This window comes from Mesorhizobium sp. B2-4-1 (assembly GCF_006442185.1).
GTDB lineage: Bacteria > Pseudomonadota > Alphaproteobacteria > Rhizobiales > Rhizobiaceae > Mesorhizobium.
Map to the genome: position 1 here is coordinate 326,165 of NZ_VFVN01000004.1, position 16,939 is coordinate 343,103.

General features: G+C 65.3%; 10 protein-coding genes. 2 read left to right on the forward strand and 8 right to left on the reverse strand.

Annotation, left to right across the window (positions count from 1 at the left end; all coding sequences use genetic code 11):
- Together FJ949_RS13315 and FJ949_RS13320 are read left to right on the forward strand one after the other, a co-directional pair.
- Positions 1-2,892: a nitrate reductase gene (locus FJ949_RS13315; protein WP_140496180.1), complete on the forward strand. Its 2,892-nt coding sequence runs from the start codon at positions 1-3 to the stop codon at positions 2,890-2,892.
- A 382-nt stretch (positions 2,893-3,274) separates the two neighbouring features.
- The gene (locus tag FJ949_RS13320; RefSeq protein WP_140496181.1) at positions 3,275-4,129 is read left to right on the forward strand and encodes a hypothetical protein; all 855 of its coding nucleotides are present in this window, start codon (positions 3,275-3,277) and stop codon (positions 4,127-4,129) included.
- 188 nt (positions 4,130-4,317) lie between these two features.
- Here FJ949_RS13320 and FJ949_RS13325 read toward each other — a convergent pair whose 3' ends face one another.
- From FJ949_RS13325 to FJ949_RS13360, 8 genes are all read right to left on the reverse strand, one after another.
- Complete coding sequence (locus tag FJ949_RS13325) at positions 4,318-5,832, reverse strand: aldehyde dehydrogenase family protein (protein WP_140496182.1); 1,515 nt, start codon at positions 5,830-5,832, stop codon at positions 4,318-4,320.
- Positions 5,833-6,003: 171 nt separating this feature from the next.
- Positions 6,004-7,266, reverse strand: a complete 1,263-nt coding sequence (locus FJ949_RS13330) for an RNA polymerase sigma factor (protein ID WP_140496183.1) — start codon at positions 7,264-7,266, stop codon at positions 6,004-6,006.
- Complete coding sequence (locus FJ949_RS13335) at positions 7,263-7,637, reverse strand: YciI family protein (RefSeq protein WP_140496184.1); 375 nt, start codon at positions 7,635-7,637, stop codon at positions 7,263-7,265. The genes FJ949_RS13330 and FJ949_RS13335 overlap by 4 nt, the downstream gene beginning before the upstream one ends.
- 84 nt (positions 7,638-7,721) lie before the next feature.
- Complete coding sequence (locus tag FJ949_RS13340) at positions 7,722-8,825, reverse strand: DNA topoisomerase IB (protein WP_140496185.1); 1,104 nt, start codon at positions 8,823-8,825, stop codon at positions 7,722-7,724.
- A 130-nt stretch (positions 8,826-8,955) separates the two neighbouring features.
- Complete coding sequence (locus tag FJ949_RS13345; RefSeq protein WP_140496186.1) at positions 8,956-9,840, reverse strand: transglutaminase family protein; 885 nt, start codon at positions 9,838-9,840, stop codon at positions 8,956-8,958.
- Positions 9,841-9,854: 14 nt separating this feature from the next.
- Complete coding sequence (locus tag FJ949_RS13350) at positions 9,855-12,266, reverse strand: circularly permuted type 2 ATP-grasp protein (protein ID WP_140496187.1); 2,412 nt, start codon at positions 12,264-12,266, stop codon at positions 9,855-9,857.
- A 6-nt stretch (positions 12,267-12,272) separates the two neighbouring features.
- Positions 12,273-15,632, reverse strand: a complete 3,360-nt coding sequence (locus FJ949_RS13355; protein WP_140496188.1) for a transglutaminase family protein — start codon at positions 15,630-15,632, stop codon at positions 12,273-12,275.
- A 104-nt stretch (positions 15,633-15,736) separates the two neighbouring features.
- Entirely contained in the window at positions 15,737-16,933 is a 1,197-nt protein-coding gene (locus FJ949_RS13360; RefSeq protein WP_140496189.1) for an acyl-CoA dehydrogenase, read from the reverse strand.
- Positions 16,934-16,939: the final 6 nt, after the last annotated feature.

Here is a 16,939-nt window from a genome sequence, read left to right on the forward strand (position 1 = left end):
ATGCAGATTGGCGAAGCACGCGAGGTGAGGACCACTTGCCCCTATTGCGGGGTAGGCTGCGGCGTGCTGGCGAAGGTCGCCGCGGACGGACAGGTGTCGGTCCGCGGCGACCCCGACCATCCCGCGAATCTCGGCCGGCTCTGCTCCAAGGGCTCTGCTCTTGCCGAGACCATCGGCCTCGACGGCAGGCTGCTCCACCCCGATATCCACGGCCGCCGCGCCTCCTGGAATGAGGCACTCGATCTTGTCGCGTCGACCTTCTCGCAAACCATTGCCGAACATGGGCCGGATGCGGTCGCCTTGTATGTCTCCGGCCAGTTGCTGACCGAGGACTATTATCTCGCCAACAAATTGATGAAGGGGTTCATCGGCTCGGCCAATATCGACACCAATTCGCGCCTCTGCATGGCCTCCTCGGTCGCCGGCCATCGCCGCGCCTTCGGCTCCGACACGGTGCCCGGAACCTACGAGGATCTGGAGCTTGCCGATCTCATCGTGCTGGTCGGCTCGAATCTCGCCTGGTGCCATCCCGTGCTCTACCAGCGCATAGCTGCCGCGCGTGAGAAGCGCCCGGAAATGAAGATCGTCCTGGTCGACCCCCGCCGCACCATGACATCCGATATCGCCGACATGCACCTGGCGATCGCACCGGATGGCGACGTCGCCCTGTTCACCGGCCTGCTCGCCTGGCTCGGCCAGCACAATGCGCTCGACCGCGCCTACATCACCGCTCACACGACCGGCTTCGGACAAGCCCTTTTCGCCGCCTCGGCACTCGACCTTGCCGGCATCGCTGCCGCCACGGGCCTGAGCGAGGACGAGCTCGCCCGCTTCTACGGCCTGTTCGCCGCGACCGGCAAGACTGTCACGGTCTACAGCCAGGGCGTGAACCAGTCGTCGTCCGGCACCGACAAGGTCAACGCCATCATCAATTGCCACCTCGCCACCGGTCGCATCGGCAGGCCCGGCGCCGGGCCGTTCTCGGTCACCGGCCAGCCCAACGCCATGGGCGGACGCGAGGTCGGCGGCATGGCCAACATGCTGGCCGCCCATATGGAGATTGAAAATCCCGGGCATCGAGAACGCGTGAAGCGCTTCTGGAATGCACCTGACATCGCGCAAAAGCCCGGCCTGAAAGCGGTCGACATGTTCCGGGCGGTCGCCGACGGGCGGATCAAGGCGCTGTGGATCCTCGCCACCAATCCTGCCGATTCGATGCCCGATGCCGACGCCGTCGAAGCAGCGATCAAGGCCTGTCCGTTTGTGGTGGTGTCGGACGTGCTGGCAGAGACCGACACGGTGCGCCATGCCCATGTCCGGCTGCCGGCCACCGCCTGGGGCGAGAAGGACGGCACCGTTACCAATTCCGAGCGCCGCATCTCGCGCCAGCGCCCGTTCCTGGCCGCGCCCGGCGAGGCGCGGCCAGATTGGTGGATCATCGCCGAAGTGGCGCAGCGGATGGGTTTTGGCGAAGCGTTCGCGCATGCGTCCCCGGCGGAGGTTTTTGGCGAGCATGCCGCGCTGTCGGGATTTGAAAACGACGGTGGGCGCGATTTCGACATTGGGATTTATGCCGGCCTCGATGGGGAGGAATACGACGCGCTGGCGCCTTTCCAATGGCCAGCACCGAGCCCGGCCACCCCCCTCTGGCCTGCCGGCCATCTCCCCCTCAAGCGGGGAGATTGGATGCCACGACGGCCTTCGCCAATCGCCGATATCTCAGGACGAGCGCCGTCGACAAAACTGCCGATCTCCCCCCTAGAGGGGGAGATGTCCGGCAGGACAGAGGGGGGCGCCTGGGCTCGACATCTCTCGGAGGGGAACGTTCAAGCTGAGCCCCAACCGGAGAACGATAAAGCAGGGCCACCGAACACCCGCTTCTTCGCCGACGGCAATTTCTACACACCCGACCGCAAGGCGCGCTTCATCGCCGTCCGCTCTGCCATGGAAACCCGCACCAACGAGGATTTCCCCCTCGTCCTCAACACCGGCCGTGTCCGCGACCATTGGCACACCATGACGCGCACCGGCAAAAGCCCGCGTCTGTCGCAGCACATGGCCGAACCCTTCGTCGAAATCCACCCCGACGACGCAACGCGATACGGCATCGGCGACGCCGATATCGCGCGCATTTCCAGCCCGCGCGGCGCCGTGCTCGTGCGCGCGCTGGTCACGTCCCGCCAGCGCCGGGGCAGCGTGTTTGCGCCGATGCACTGGACGGACCAGTTCGCCGCCAAGGGCCGACTCGACACGCTCACCGCGACGCTCACCGACCCGGTTTCCGGCCAGCCGGCACTGAAGCACGTCGCGGTGCACATCGAGAAATTCGCCGCGATGGTGTTCGGCTTCGCCGTGACCCGACAAAGGCCCGAAGCGATCGCCGTCGACTATTGGGCCGTGGCCCGCTGCAGGGATGGCTGGCGGGTCGAACTCGCCTTTGCGGACGACAAAATCGACTGGACGACTTTTGCCCAATCCCTGTTCGGCACCTCGCCCGATGCCGAAATACTCGCCTATCACGACCGCGATGCCGGCCAGCATCGCATCGCCGCCTTCGATGGCGTACAGCTCGCGGGCGCCCTGTTTGTCGCTCCCGGCCCGGTCGCCGTGTCGCGCGGATGGGCAACGCAGCAGCTCGAAGAGGCCCATGCCAGCCAACGCGAGCGCTTCCGCATCGTCGCCGGCCGCGCCGGTGCCGAACGGCCCGATGCCGGCGCGACCGTCTGCTCCTGTTTCAACGTCGGGATCAACCAGATCACGGCGGCGGTGGCTTCCGGCTGCACGAATCTGGAAGCCATCGGCGCCGCGCTGAAGGCAGGCACCAATTGCGGCTCCTGCCGCTCCGAGATCCGCGCCATCATCCAGGCACATCGCGTTCAGGCGGCCGAGTAGGCGGCAGAACCCGCCATCGGCGGCCTCCCGATGCGTATGCGCCGGCGGGCCCCGCGTCAGCCCATCATAGCCGGGCGGCAGGACGACACCCGGGGCGTAGCTGCGGTTGTCCAGATCGCTAAACGCGCCGTACTTGCCGCCGTGTGGGTTGCCGCCGACGTCTCGCCGCCATCATTGGCTACAGAACTGGACTTTAGTCCGAGCTGTCTCATCTGGACACAAAAGCGCAAGGCTGAAAATGTCTTAATGCATGTCGCCCAAAAGTAACCTCGGTTTTGGGAGGACGACATGCACGAAAAAAGCCAAAAGCGCGTCGCATGAATCCGCTTCGACGCGACCCGCTCTTGGAGCGCAGTAAGCTTGGCCAACCAGAAGGAGGCGGATGCTGGACATCGAGGACATAGCCGCTCATCCGGATCTGCACCGCCACGTCCAGGAGCAGTCGCTGGCGCTGATCCACATCTACGAAGCCAGCCCGCGGCTTGCTTCCATATTCGCCACGCAGCAGCGCTGGCTGATGGGCCATGTCGGCCTTGCCATGCATTTCAGGCGCGACCCGGGCGACCGTCGCACCGCGTTGACGGTGTCGCGCTTCATCGAGTTCGTGCATCAGCACAAGGTCGCCAGCCGCAACACCGCCGACGCTTTCATCAAGGAGATGCTGAATTACCGCATCGCGGAATACGTCGCGGGCGGAGACGGGCGCACCCACCCGTTGCAGCCGACAGCGGACACGGTGCGGACATTCACCGGGTGGGTGCACGCACATCTACGGACCCTTGACCGACTCGACGGCGCGGACCGGCTGGCGAGATACCTGGAGCGGCCCGATATGCTCGCCGCCCTGCAGCCCCTCGTGGCCGACGGCCTGCTTTCGTCCAAACCGGTGCGCGAACCCAACCAGACCTTTTCCCTGTTCATCTGGCTCAACAATGGCGGCATCGTCATGGATCGGCTCATGTCCGGCATCGACCCCGACCATGCCGGCCTAGATCGGATTCCGACCAGCGTGGTCTCGGTGGCGGAATTCGCCAGTTGGCTCAAACTGTCGCGCACCCACCTCGCCCGAAAACTACGCGATGCCGAGGCGCTCGGCAGCATCGGCTGGCTGGGCCAGCGCGGCAATTCCGTGATGTGGGTCTCGCACCGCTTCTTTCAGGAATACATGACCGTCCAGGCCGCCAAGCTGGCCATCGTGGATGCCGCCTTCGCAGCATGCTTTTCCACCGACCACTGAGAGACTCGCCGCTGCCCAGGCTATGAAGGCGGTCCGTGCCGCTGTGTATCCTTTGAAACAAAAAAACCGCCTCGGCGGCGGGACGTCAGCACCATACGAAGAATGACAGCATAACTGCCCTCAGCAGTGAACTTCAGGCCGCAGAACGGCCCGGGTGCGCAAGGTCACCCGAGCCGGAACCCGCAATGTCACTCGATGTCGAAGGAAACACCCTGGGCGAGCGGCAGCGCCTTGGAATAGTTCACCGTGTTGGTGGCGCGGCGCATATAGGCTTTCCACGCATCGGAGCCGCTCTCGCGGCCGCCCCCGGTTTCCTTTTCACCACCGAAGGCGCCGCCGATCTCGGCGCCCGACGTGCCGATATTGACATTGGCGATGCCGCAGTCCGAGCCGTCGACGCCGAGAAAGCGCTCGGACTCCTGCAGGTCGCGGGTGAAGATCGACGACGACAGCCCCGCTCCCACCGCATTGTGCTCGTCAAGCACGGCGTCGAAATCGGAATACTTCATCACATAGAGGATCGGCGCGAACGTCTCTTCGGTCACCGGCGACACTTGGCTGGGCATTTCGACTAGCGCCGGATGCACGTAGTAGGCGTCCGGATGGCCATTCTCGACCCGCGTGCCGCCGGTCACCTTGCCGCCGTGGGCGGACGCTTCCTGCAGCGCCTTCTGCATGGCTTCGTAGGCTGCCCTGTCGATCAGCGGCCCAACGAGCGCCGACGTCTCCAGCGGATTGCCGACAGAGACGCTCTGATAGGCCTTCTTCAGCCGCGGTACCAAGGCGTCGTAGACGCTGTCATGCACGAACAGGCGCCTCAGCGTCGTGCAGCGCTGGCCCGCCGTGCCCATCGCGCCAAAGGCAATCGCGCGCAACGCCATGTCGAGATCGGCGGTCGGGCAGACGATGCCGGCATTGTTGCCGCCGAGCTCCAGCACCGCGCGTGCAAAACGCTTGGCCAGGCGCGGGCCGACGTCGCGGCCCATGCGGGTCGAGCCGGTGGCGGAGACCAGCGGCACCTTGGGATGATCCACCAGAATCTCGCCGACGGCGCGGTCGCCGATCAGCACCGACGCGAGCCCTTCCGGCGCATCAGTGCCGAAGCGCTTGACGGCGCGCTTGTAGATCGCCTCGCAGGCAAGCGCCGTCAGCGGCGTTTTTTCGGAAGGCTTCCATACCACCGCGTCGCCGCAGACCAGCGCGAGCGCCGCATTCCACGACCACACCGCGACTGGGAAGTTGAAGGCGGAGATGACGCCGACCACGCCGAGCGGATGCCAGGTTTCCATCATCCGGTGTCCTGGGCGCTCGGTGGCGATGGTCAGTCCGTACAATTGCCTGGAAAGACCGACGGCGAAGTCGCAGATGTCGATCATCTCCTGCACTTCGCCGAGCCCTTCCGAGGGGATCTTGCCGACCTCGATCGACACCAGCCGGCCAAGTTCGGCCTTGTGCGCGCGCAATTCCTCGCCGAGCAGCCGCACCAGCTCGCCGCGCTTCGGGCCCGGTACCAGCCGCCAGGCCTGGAACGCCTTGTGCGCGGCATCGATGGTCCTGGCGGCATCGGCCTGTGAGATCGTGCTCAACGCCGCGATCTGCTCGCCCGTCACCGGGCTGCGCACGATCAGGTCGCCGCCGGCAAGCGCCTCCTTGGCAACACCCAGTTTCGCCAGCAGCTCGGCGGTTTCCTTCGCTATCGTCATGTCTGTCCCTTTCAGATCCCGCCATTCATGTGGCGTGGTCAAAGCATTGCGCCGTGCGTTCCCTGTGCGGTCAGGCGCAGGGAGGCGCTGTCTTGGCGTGCCAATAGCGGTTTCAGGAAAAAATCGCCACCCCGGCATGGTCCAAGCCCGGGCCAGACCATTGAACCAGGGTCAGCTTGCGGTGCGCGCTGCGCTGTCCTTCATCAGCCGGTCGATATGCATGCGTATATGGGCCGCTTCCGCCGCGGTGTTGGCAAGCGCGATGGCGCGATCGAAGGCAACCCGCGCCTCCTCGCCCCGGTCGAGTTGCATCAAAAGCCCGCCCTTGAGGCCGAAGAAGTGGAAATAGCCGGAAAGCCTCTGCTCCAGCGGCTCGATCATGGCGAGCGCGGCCTCCGGGCCACGCACCTTGGAGACCGCAACCGCACGGTTGAGGGTGACGACAGGCGACGGCTGCATCTGTTCGAGCAGGCCGTAGAGCAGGTCGATCTCCACCCAGTCCGTGTCCTCGGCCTTTTCAGCCCGCGCATGCAGCGCGGCAATCGCCGCCTGCACCTGGTAAGGGCCGGGCTTTCGGTGGCGCAGCGCCTTGTCGACCAGCGCCAGCCCCTCATCGATCATCTTGCGGCTCCACAGGCTGCGGTCCTGATCCTCGAGCAGAACGATCTCTCCGTCCGCATCGAAGCGGGCCGGTGCGCGCGCATGCTGGAGAAGCAGCAGCGCCGTCAGCCCCATGATCTCCGGCTCGGTCTGGAACAGCCTGAGCAGCAGCCGGGCCAGCCGGATCGCCTCTTCGCACAGCGGCGCGCGGGCCGGCGCCTCGCCGCTGTTGGTCGAATAGCCCTCGTTGAAGATCAGGTAGACCATGGCCGCGACCGCGGCGAGCCGCTCCGAGCGCTCCACCGCGCCCGGCGTCTCGAACGGCACGCCTGCGTCGGCGATACGTGCCTTGGCGCGGGTGATGCGCTGCTCCATGGCGCTTTCGCCGACCAGGAAGGCGCGCGCGATCTGCTTGACCGTAAGGCCGGAGACGATGCGCAGCGCCACCGCGATCTGCTGCGTTGCCGGCAGGTCGGGATGGCAGCAGATGAATAGCAGCCGCAATATGTCGTCGCGGTAGTGCGCGCCATCGAGCCGCTCGGCGATGTCGCTCTCTGCGTCCTCGAGATCAGATATCTGGTCCTCTTCCGGCATCGGCGCCTGCTTGGCGCGCTTGCGCACCGCGTCGATGCCGCTGTTGCGTCCGACGAAGATCAGCCAGGCCGCCGGATCGCGCGGCGGACCGTTCTGCGGCCAGTTCTTCAGCGCCCTGAGGCAAGCGTCCTGGAAAGCTTCCTCCGCCGTATCGAGGTCGCGGAAATAGCGCAGCAGCGCACCCATCGCCTGCGGGCGAGCGGCGCTGATCGCTGAGCTGATCCAGGCAAGTTCGGTCATACGGCGACCCTAGTGGGATTGAAGATGGATACCGGCCGGATTTCGTAGGAGCCGCCGCTCGGATTGACCTCGGAAAGTTCGCGCGCGAACTCCACCGCCTCGTCGAGATCGGCGCATTCGAGCGTGTAGAAGCCGAGGAACTGTTCCTTGGTCTCGGCGAACGGCCCGTCGATGACGATCGATTCGCCCTTGACCTTCCTCAGCGTCGTCGCCGCCGTCGTCGGCAAAAGCCGCGCCACCGGGCCAAGCCGGCCGGCGTCCGCGTATTTCTGCTGGACATCGAGGATGTTGGCCATGACCTTGTCATCCTGCTCCTTGCTCCAGGAGCAGACGACGTCTTCGGAAGCATAGCACAAGATCGCGTAGAGCATGGTTTGTCCTCTTCTGTGTCAAAGGACGAAACACTAGGACCGATCCCGACACGGCGTCGATAAAAAAATCGAGGCGCCGCGGATTCAGCGGCCGCTGGTTGCCGCGGGTCCGCTTTCGTGCGTCTTCAGCCATCGCAGCACGAGCGCTTCCTCGTCATCGAGACCGTCTATCGACCGTTTGCGCTTGTTGGCTTCCGCCATTTCGGCAAGCAGCCGTCCCTGCAGCCATGCTTCGAAGACTTGCGGATGGATATAGCATTGGCGGCAGACGGCGCGCGTGTTGCCCAGCCGCTCGGCGACCCTGTCGATGACGCTGTTCATCGCCCGTTTCTGCTGTGCCTGGCTGTCGGGCAGCACCGTTTGCGCGAACAGCGACGCGGCGTGAATGGTGCCGCCCCATGTACGGAAATGTTTCGAGCTGAATGCATCGCCGATGGCCTCGCGGATGTAGCGGTTGACGTCCTCGGAGCGCACCGGGTGTCTGTTGCCGTCCTCATCGAGATACTGGAACAGCTTTTGGCCCGGCAGGTCCTGCGCGCCCCGCACGATTCGCGCGATGCGGCGATCGACCAGCTTCAATTTCCATTCCTTGCCCGATTTGCCCTTGAAGGCGAACCGCAGGCTCGATCCCTTGATGTCGACATGGCGGTCCCGCAGCGTCGTCAGGCCGAAGCTCTTGTTGTCGCGGGCGTAAGCGGCGTTGCCGACTCGGATCATGGTGTTGTCGAGCAGCCAGACGATCGCGGCGACGACGCGTTCGAGCGGCAGGCCATGGCGGCGCAGGTCGCTGTCGATCCTGCGCCGAAGCTCCGGCAGGCTTTCGGCGAAAGCGACAAGGCTCGAATATTTGGCGCTGTCGCGTTCCTCGGCCCAACGCGGATGGTAGCGATATTGCTTGCGCCCGCGCTGATCCCTGCCGGTTGCCTGGATATGGCCGTCCGCCTCGGGCGAGATCCACACATCCGTCCAGGCCGGCGGGATAACGATCGCCTCGATGCGCGCTCGGGTGGCATCCGAGACCGGCCTTCCGTCAGGTCCCCTGTAGGAAAATCCCTTGCCCGCTTTCAGTCGGCGGATACCGGGCTCGGTATCGCTGACATAGATCAGTGCGGCATCCTCGGCAGAGATCTGAGCGCCGTTCTTTGGTGCGGCCTCGCCGTCGATAGTCAATCCGGATTTCTGCAGCATGCTGGCCCCACGGAAACACCCGTAGATAAGCCTCTGGGCCGAGCACTGGTTCCATTCCTGTCCGAAAAGTCGGCGGCCACCCACGCCGGGGCGGAACCCTGCAAGGCGCTTTGCGCAAGCAGGCCTGACGTCAGGTCTTCTCCAGCACCACCGGAATAACGTCGACGGCTTGCTCTCCGACCTGTCCGCCGGTGGTCTTGAGAACGCCGACGATCGGCGCGACATCCGAATAGTCACGGCCATAGCCGACGGTGATGTGATCGTTGGAGGCCCGCATGCCGTTGGTCGGGTCGAACTCCTGCCAGCCGGCATCGCGCCCGCACCACACCTTGACCCATGCATGCATGGCGTCGGCGCCCTCCAGCCTGGCCTTGCCCTTGGGCGGAATGGTGCGCAGGAAGCCGCTGACATAGCCGGCCGGTATGCCAAGCCCGCGCAGGCCGGCGATCATGATATGCGAGAAATCCTGGCACACCCCGCGCTTCAGCCGGAATGCGTCGCCAGCCAGGGTCCGCACGGTTGTCGCCTCGCCATCATAGGTGAAATCGCGGTGGATGCGATTGCAGAGGTTCATCGCCGTACCGGCGGCCGAGCCGCCGACGCTATCGCGCGCATAGGCGGTGATCGCCGCATCGATGCCGGCGTGACCGCTGGGGGCCAGGAAATGGTGCGGTGTATCCGGTGCCAGCGAGCGCACGGCGGCGAGCTCCCGGCGCAGCCGGCTAAGGTCGGGCGACACGTCGAGCCCGGGTTCCGGTCGCGACACCGCCACGCGCGCGCTCATCCTGATGTCGAGCGCGTCATGCGCGTCGCGGAAGGCGATCGAGGTGATGTTGTTGCCGAAGAAATCGGAAAAATCCGAGCGTTCGTTTGGCGCCGGCGCGAAGGATAGCGACGCTGCGACGACGCGCTGCACGCCGTCGATGGTCGGCGGCAACACGCGCACCTGGTGACGGCCGCCGCCGGCGACGGCGGCGTAGTCATAGTGAAGGTGAAGCCTGATGTCGTAGAGCATGCCGGAGCGCCGCCTTATCCGAAATAGGCCTTGGCTAGGCTGCTGTAGAGCCCGCCTATCTCGCCGGCGAGATCGTTCAGCGCCTTCACCGTCATGTCCGCTGGCTCCTTGATGGCGATGGCTGTGTTGAGCTGCAGGATTTCCTTGGCAGCAGGCGACATGTGCCCCTCGCCACCGATCGCCGGCAGCAGTCCGATCTCGGCCTTCAGCCGTTCGAGCTGGAACAGGATGGAACGCGGGTTGAGCGGATCGAGCGCAAGAAGGTCGATCACCGTGCGGCGGCCGGCTTGCACAGGGTACTGCCGCCGGTGCGTCATGACGCTGTCGCCGATCTCCAGCATCATGTCGAGCGCGCCGTCCGGCGCCTTGTCACTGGTCAGCCGGGCGAGCGTGCTGGCGATCTGTATGCCGCGCTCCAGCCGCCGGCCGATCTCCAGGAAGCGCCAGCCCGCGAAGCGGTACATGTTCTCGTGCAGCAGGCCGGAAAAACCGGCGAGCTTGCGCAGGATGACGGTCATCGCCCGCGTCGCGTCATCCCCCGGCGCCACCGTCGTCGCGAACTGATGGATGGTCTTCGACAAGTCCTTGAGCGCCAGCCAGCCGTCCGGCGAGAAACGGTCGCGGATCTGGCCGGCGCTGTAGACCGCGCTGTCCAGCGTGCCGATCAGCCCCGATGGGATCGCTGTTTCGACATCGATGCCGAGCGGTTCGAGATGATCCCTGATGTCGGCCAGCAGCGGCATATCCGGATCGGAAGTTTCGGCGAGCCGCACATGATAGGCGCGCAGGATGCGCACCGTGTCTTCCGAGCGTTCGATGTAGCGGCCGAGCCAGGTCAGGTTTTCCGCTGCGCGGCTGGGCAGGCTGCCCGGCCTGGTGCGGCTGAAGCTGTCACCCTCTTGTGGCAGCAGCGTCTCGCGCTCCACCGGCCGGTCGCTGACTACCCATACGTCGGCCGCCTGGCCGCCGCGCTGCATGGCGATCGCCGTCGGATCGAGCGACAGGCCGACGCGGGCGAACCCGCCCGGCATCACCGTCCAGCCCTCGGGCGTGCGCGCCAGGTAGACACGCAGGCTCGCCGGCCGCGGCTCCAGCCATCCGCCCACATAGACGGGCGTCGTCGAAAGCGTCACCGCTTCCTGGCCGACGAAAGCGTCGCCGTCGCGCTCGATGCGCGCCACCAGGTCGGCCCGCTCCCCGGCCGACAGCGCCGCGCCGAGCTTGGTCTGGTCGTCGTCCTCGAAGGCCAGCCTCGTCGACAGCGCCGGCCCAATCACCATGCGGTCGATATTGGCGAGCACATGCGCTCGGTCGGATGCCTGACCGCACCACCATGTCGCGACGGTGGGCAGCTTGAGTTCCTCGCCCCGCAATTCGCGCGCGATCTTGGGCAGGAAGGCAAGCAGCGCGCGCGTTTCCATCAGGCCCGAGCCGAGCGCATTGACGGTGGACACGCTGCCTTGCCGGATCGCCTCGATCAGGCCCGGCGTACCGATCTGCGACTCCGAGCGCAGTTCCAACGGATCGGCGAACGCCGCGTCTAGCCGCCGCCACAGCACGCTGATCGGCATCAGCCCGGAAACGGTGCGCACCATCAGCCGGCCCCCGGAAACGGTCAGGTCCTCGCCTTCGAGCAGCATGATGCCGAGATAGCGGGCGATATAGGCGTGTTCGTAATAGGTTTCGTTGAGCGGTCCAGGCGTCAGAATGGCGACGCGGCCGTCAGCTTCCCTGGCCATGCCGATCAGCGCATCGCGAAAGCGCCGGAAGAAGCCGGCAAGCCGGTGCACATGCATCTCGCCATAGATGTCCGACAGCGCGCGGGTCGTGGCGACGCGGTTCTCCAGAGCGAAACCGGCGCCGGATGGTGCCTGAGTACGGTCGCCCAACACCCACCAGCGGCCGTCCGGCCCGCGGCCGAGTTCGAAGGCGCAGAAATGCAGGAAATGGCCGTCGGCCGGACGAGTGCCAACCACGGGCCGCAAATATTCGGGGCTCGCCGCGATCAGTCCGGCCGGCAGGATGCCCTTTTCGACCAGCCGGTTCGGCCCGTATATATCGGCGATGATCTCCTCGAACAGCTCGGCGCGCTGCACCAGGCCGGCGCTGATCGCTGCCCACTCGGCGTCCTCGATGAGCACCGGGACATGCGCCAGCGGCCATTCGCGCTCGTTGGCGCCGGCCTTGTCGTAGACGCGGTAATAGACGCCGGCGTCGCGCAGATACTGGTCGGCACGGGCAAAACGCTGGGCGAGTTCTTCGGCGCCGAGATCGTCGAGCGCCTCGATGAAATGCTTCCAGGCCGGACGGGGATTGCCCGAAGCGTCGACCATCTCGTCGACGACGCCGTCGATCGGCTGGTAGTGCTCCAGCAGGCGATGGATCTGCGCCTTGCCGCGTACCCGCTTGTGATTCCCCTTTGCCATGTCAGATCAGAATCTTGGTGGACGCCGAAGGTCAAGCGTCATGGGGAAATCTTCCGTGGGTTGTTCCTCGCGCAACACATAGGCCGACGGCGTGTGGCCGCGCGCTTCGAAGCGGGCGAGCCGGCGCGTTTCCGCCTCGTTGCCGTTGACCGGAAAAGTGTCGTAGCTGCGCCCGCCCGGATGCGCGACATGATAGACGCAGCCGCCAACCGCCCGACCCGACCAACGGTCGTAGATATCGAACACCAGCGGCGTATTGACCGGCAGTGCCGGATGCAGGCCCGAAGCGGGCTGCCACGCCTTGAAGCGCACGCCCGCCACCGCGACCTCCCTGTTGTCGGTAACCTTCATCGGCACGATGCGGCCGTTGCAGACGACGGCATGGCGCTCCGGATTGAGCCCTTCGGTCTTGACCTGCAACCTTTCGACCGAGGAATCGACGAAGCGCACGGTGCCGCCGATGGCCCCCTGCTCGCCCATGACATGCCACGGCTCCAGGGCCTGCCGCAGTTCCAGCTTGACGCCCGCATATTGGACCTCGCCGCAGAAGGGAAAGCGGAACTCGAGCTGCGCGTCGAACCATTCGGGGCGGAACGTGAAACCGTTGAGCTTGAGGTCGTCGAGAACGTCGAGAAAATCCGCCCAGACATGATGCGGCAGCATGAAGCGGTCGTGCAGCGACGTGCCCCAGCGCACGAAACGGCCGTCGAGCGGGTTCTTCCAGGCACGGGCGATGATCGCCCTGACCAGCAGTTGCTGCGCCAGGCTCATGCGCGCATTGGGCGGCATCTCGAAGCCGCGGAATTCCACCAGGCCCAGCCGTCCGGTCGGCCCATCAGGCGAAAACAGCTTGTCGATGCAGATTTCCGAGCGATGCGTGTTCCCGGTGACGTCGGTCAAAAGGTTGCGGAACAGCCGGTCGACCAGCCATGGCAAAGGCACGTTGCCCTGGTCCGGACGCGGCACCTGCGTCATGGCGATTTCAAGCTCGTAGAGCGAATCGTGGCGCGCCTCGTCGAAGCGCGGCGCCTGGCTGGTCGGGCCGATGAACAGGCCGGAGAAGAGATAAGACAGCGAGGGATGCCGCTGCCATTGCAGCACCAGGCTCTTCAAAAGATCGGGGCGGCGCAGAAACGGGCTGTCATTGGGGGTCGCGCCGCCGACCACAACATGGTTGCCGCCGCCGGTGCCGGTGTGGCGGCCGTCGATCATGAATTTATCCGCGCCAAGCCGCGTTTGCCGCGCCTCCTCGTAGATCGCCGTGGTCGTCGCCACGCAGTCCTGCCAGTTGGCAGCCGGGTGGATGTTGACCTCGATGACGCCAGGGTCCGGCGCGACGCGGATGACGTTGAGGCGCGGATCATGGGGCGGGCCGTAGCCCTCGATGTGCACTGGCAACCTGATCGCCTTGGCCGCGTTCTCGGCTGCTGCCACCAGCTCAAGATAATCCTCCAGCGCCTCGACCGGCGGCATGAACACGCAGAGCCGTCCCTCGCGCGGCTCGACCGAAAGCGCGGTACGCACCGCGCCGCCGATCTCGGTGATCTCCTGCTCGACCCGGTCCTGCTGGGCGGTCGCGGCCGTGAACGATGCCGCCTGCTGGCGGCGTGCCATTTCATCGGCGCCCTGAGGATCGGCCGGAGCCGCCATGGGCAAGATCGCCTCCCGCACGGGCAGCGCACCGCGCGGCTGCGACGGATCGACCGGAACGATGTAGGGAAACTGCTCCGGCGGCACGTGAGGCAGCGTGCCGAGCGGCAGGCGGTAGCCGACCGGTGAATCGCCCGGCACCAGGAACAGCCGCCCGCGCCGCGTCGTCCATTTTTCCGAGCGCCAGCGCTGGCCCGACGCCTGGCTGTTCCAGCGCTGCACCGGCAGCACATAGCCCGACGGCTTGGTCAGCCCGCGTTCGAACACCGTCGCCATGCGGCTGCGCTCTTCGGGATCCTCCAGCTTCGAATTGGACGGATCGACATTCTCCGGCAGCTTGCCTTCCTTGAGCAGCCACTCGGCCGGATCCTCATAGGCTTCGCTGACCATGGACGTTTCGATGCCGAGCTCGCCGGCGATCGCGGTCAGCAGGCTCTCGGCCTGCTTCGGACCGATATCGGCTTCGCTTTTCTCCCGCGCGATCAGCGACGGGTCGCTCCACACCGGCTGGCCGTCGGTGCGCCAGTAGAGCGAAAAGGTCCAGCGCGGTAAGCTTTCGCCGGGGTACCATTTGCCTTGGCCATAATGGAGGAAGCCGCCAGGCGCGAAGCGCTCGCGCAGCCTCCGGATCAGCGCATCGGCCTTTTCGCGTTTTGTCGGGCCGACGGCGGCGGTGTTCCACTCGGCGGACTCGAAATCGTCGATCGACACGAAGGTCGGCTCGCCGCCCATGGTCAGCCGTACATCCCCGTCCGCCAGCGCCGCATCGACCTTGTTCCCGAGCGCATCAAGCGCATGCCAGCTTTCATCCGAGAACGGCTTGGTGATGCGCGGATGCTCCGCGATGCGGTCGACCCGCATGTCGAAGCCGAACTCGACATTGGCAAAGCTCGCCATGCCGGAAATGGGCGCTGCATTGCGAAAATGCGGGGTGGCGGCAAGCGGTACATGGCTCTCGCCGGTAAGCAGGCCCGAAGTCGGGTCGAAACCGATCCAGCCAGCGCCGGGAAGATAGACCTCGCACCAGGCGTGCAGGTCAGTGAAATCCACTGATGTACCGGCCGGCCCATCGAGCGCGACGAGGTCGGGCTTGAGCTGGATCAGATAGCCCGAGACAAAGCGCGCGGCGATGCCTAGATTGCGCAGGATCTGCACCAGCAGCCAGCTTGAATCGCGGCACGACCCTTTGGCGGCCGCCAGCGTTTCCTCCGGCGAGAACACGCCGGTCTCCATGCGCACGATATAGGCGATTTCGCGCTGCAGCCGGGCATTGAGGTCGACGAGAAAATTGACCGTGTTTTTCGGGCTGGTATCGATGGTTTTCAGGAACGCCGACAGCAGCGGGCCTGCCGGTTCCGGTGTGCGATAGATGGCGAGGTCGTTGCGTGTCTCTTCCGGATACTCGAACGGGAAATTTTCCGCCGTCTCCTCCACGAAGAAATCGAACGGGTTGTAGACCGTCATGTCGGCGACGAGGTCGACCTCGATCTTGAGTTCGCTCACCGGGTCGGGAAAGACGAAACGGGCGAGGAAATTGCCGTAGGGGTCCTGCTGGAGATTGACGAAGTGGTTCGCCGGCTCGACCTTCAACGAATGGCTGAGCACTTTGGTGCGCGAATGTGGCGCCGGCTGGAGCCTGATCACCTGGGGACCAAGAACCACCGGCCGGTCGTATTTGTAATGGGTCAGGTGATAGACGGCGGCCAGAATTGCCATGGAGCCCCGGAAGATCGGCGTTTAGCTGGCCGAACCCTGACACATCTGGCCGTCATTCTCCAAGCGGATGTTGCGCTGCACCTAACTTAAACGGCTACCGAACCTCAGAAAAACGCTTGGATCCCCGTCTGCGCCCGTCCCAGGATCAGCGCGTGCACGTCATGCGTGCCCTCATAGGTGTTGACCGTCTCCAGATTCTGCGCATGGCGCATCACGTGATAGCCGATCTGGATGCCGTTGCCGCCATGCATGTCGCGCGCCTGGCGGGCGATGTCGAGCGCCTTGCCGCAATTGTTGCGCTTGACGATCGAGATCATCTCCGGCGCCATCTTGCCTTCGTCGAGCAGCCGCCCGACGCGCAACGAGGCCTGCAGCCCGAGCGCGATCTCGGTCTGCATGTCGGCGAGCTTCTTCTGATAGAGCTGCGTGCTGGCCAGCGGCTTGCCGAACTGCTTGCGGTCGAGGCCATACTGGCGCGCGCGATGCCAACAATCTTCGGCCGCGCCCATCGAGCCCCAGGAAATGCCGTAGCGAGCCCGGTTGAGGCAGCCGAACGGCCCCTTCAGCCCCGACACGTTGGGCAGCAGAGCATCCTCGCCGACCTCGACGCCTTCCATAACCACCTCGCCGGTGATCGACGCCCGCAGCGACAGCTTGCCGCCGATCTTCGGCGCCGAAAGCCCCTTCATGCCCTTTTCCAGGACGAAGCCACGGATCTCATCCTTGCCGTTCTCGCCCTTCAGCTTCGCCCAGACGACGAACACGTCGGCGACGGGCGCATTGGAGATCCACATCTTGGAGCCGGTAAGCTTGTAACCATTGGCGGTCTTCTCGGCGCGCGTCTTCATGCCGCCGGGGTCGGAGCCGGCATCCGGTTCGGTCAGGCCGAAACAGCCTATCCACTCGCCGCTGGCGAGCTTGGGTAGATACTTCCTGCGCTGTTCGTCCGAGCCATAGGCATAAATGGGATACATCACCAGCGACGACTGCACCGACATCATCGAACGATAGCCGGAATCGACGCGCTCCACTTCGCGGGCGACCAGGCCGTAGGTGACATAGTTGGCGCCGAGGCCGCCGAATTCTTCCGGAATGTTGATGCCGAGCAGGCCGGCCTCGCCCATCTCGCGAAAAATCGCCGTGTCGAAGGTTTCGTTGAGATAGGCCTCCTCGATGCGCGGCGCGAGCTTGTCGGCGGCGAAGGCCGCCGCCCCATCCCGCACCATGCGCTCGTCTTCCGAAAGCTGGTCCTCGATCAGGAACGGGTCTTCCCAGACGAATGCATTCTTGTCGGCAGCCATGGCGTC

Coding starts and splice junctions, on each gene's coding strand:
- FJ949_RS13315 (WP_140496180.1), top strand. CDS start 1: ATGCAGATTGGCGAAGCACGCGAGGTGAGGACCACTTGCCCCTATTGC.
- FJ949_RS13320 (WP_140496181.1), top strand. CDS start 3,275: ATGCTGGACATCGAGGACATAGCCGCTCATCCGGATCTGCACCGCCAC.
- FJ949_RS13325 (WP_140496182.1), bottom strand. CDS start 5,832: ATGACGATAGCGAAGGAAACCGCCGAGCTGCTGGCGAAACTGGGTGTT.
- FJ949_RS13330 (WP_140496183.1), bottom strand. CDS start 7,266: ATGACCGAACTTGCCTGGATCAGCTCAGCGATCAGCGCCGCTCGCCCG.
- FJ949_RS13335 (WP_140496184.1), bottom strand. CDS start 7,637: ATGCTCTACGCGATCTTGTGCTATGCTTCCGAAGACGTCGTCTGCTCC.
- FJ949_RS13340 (WP_140496185.1), bottom strand. CDS start 8,825: ATGCTGCAGAAATCCGGATTGACTATCGACGGCGAGGCCGCACCAAAG.
- FJ949_RS13345 (WP_140496186.1), bottom strand. CDS start 9,840: ATGCTCTACGACATCAGGCTTCACCTTCACTATGACTACGCCGCCGTC.
- FJ949_RS13350 (WP_140496187.1), bottom strand. CDS start 12,266: ATGGCAAAGGGGAATCACAAGCGGGTACGCGGCAAGGCGCAGATCCAT.
- FJ949_RS13355 (WP_140496188.1), bottom strand. CDS start 15,632: ATGGCAATTCTGGCCGCCGTCTATCACCTGACCCATTACAAATACGAC.
- FJ949_RS13360 (WP_140496189.1), bottom strand. CDS start 16,933: ATGGCTGCCGACAAGAATGCATTCGTCTGGGAAGACCCGTTCCTGATC.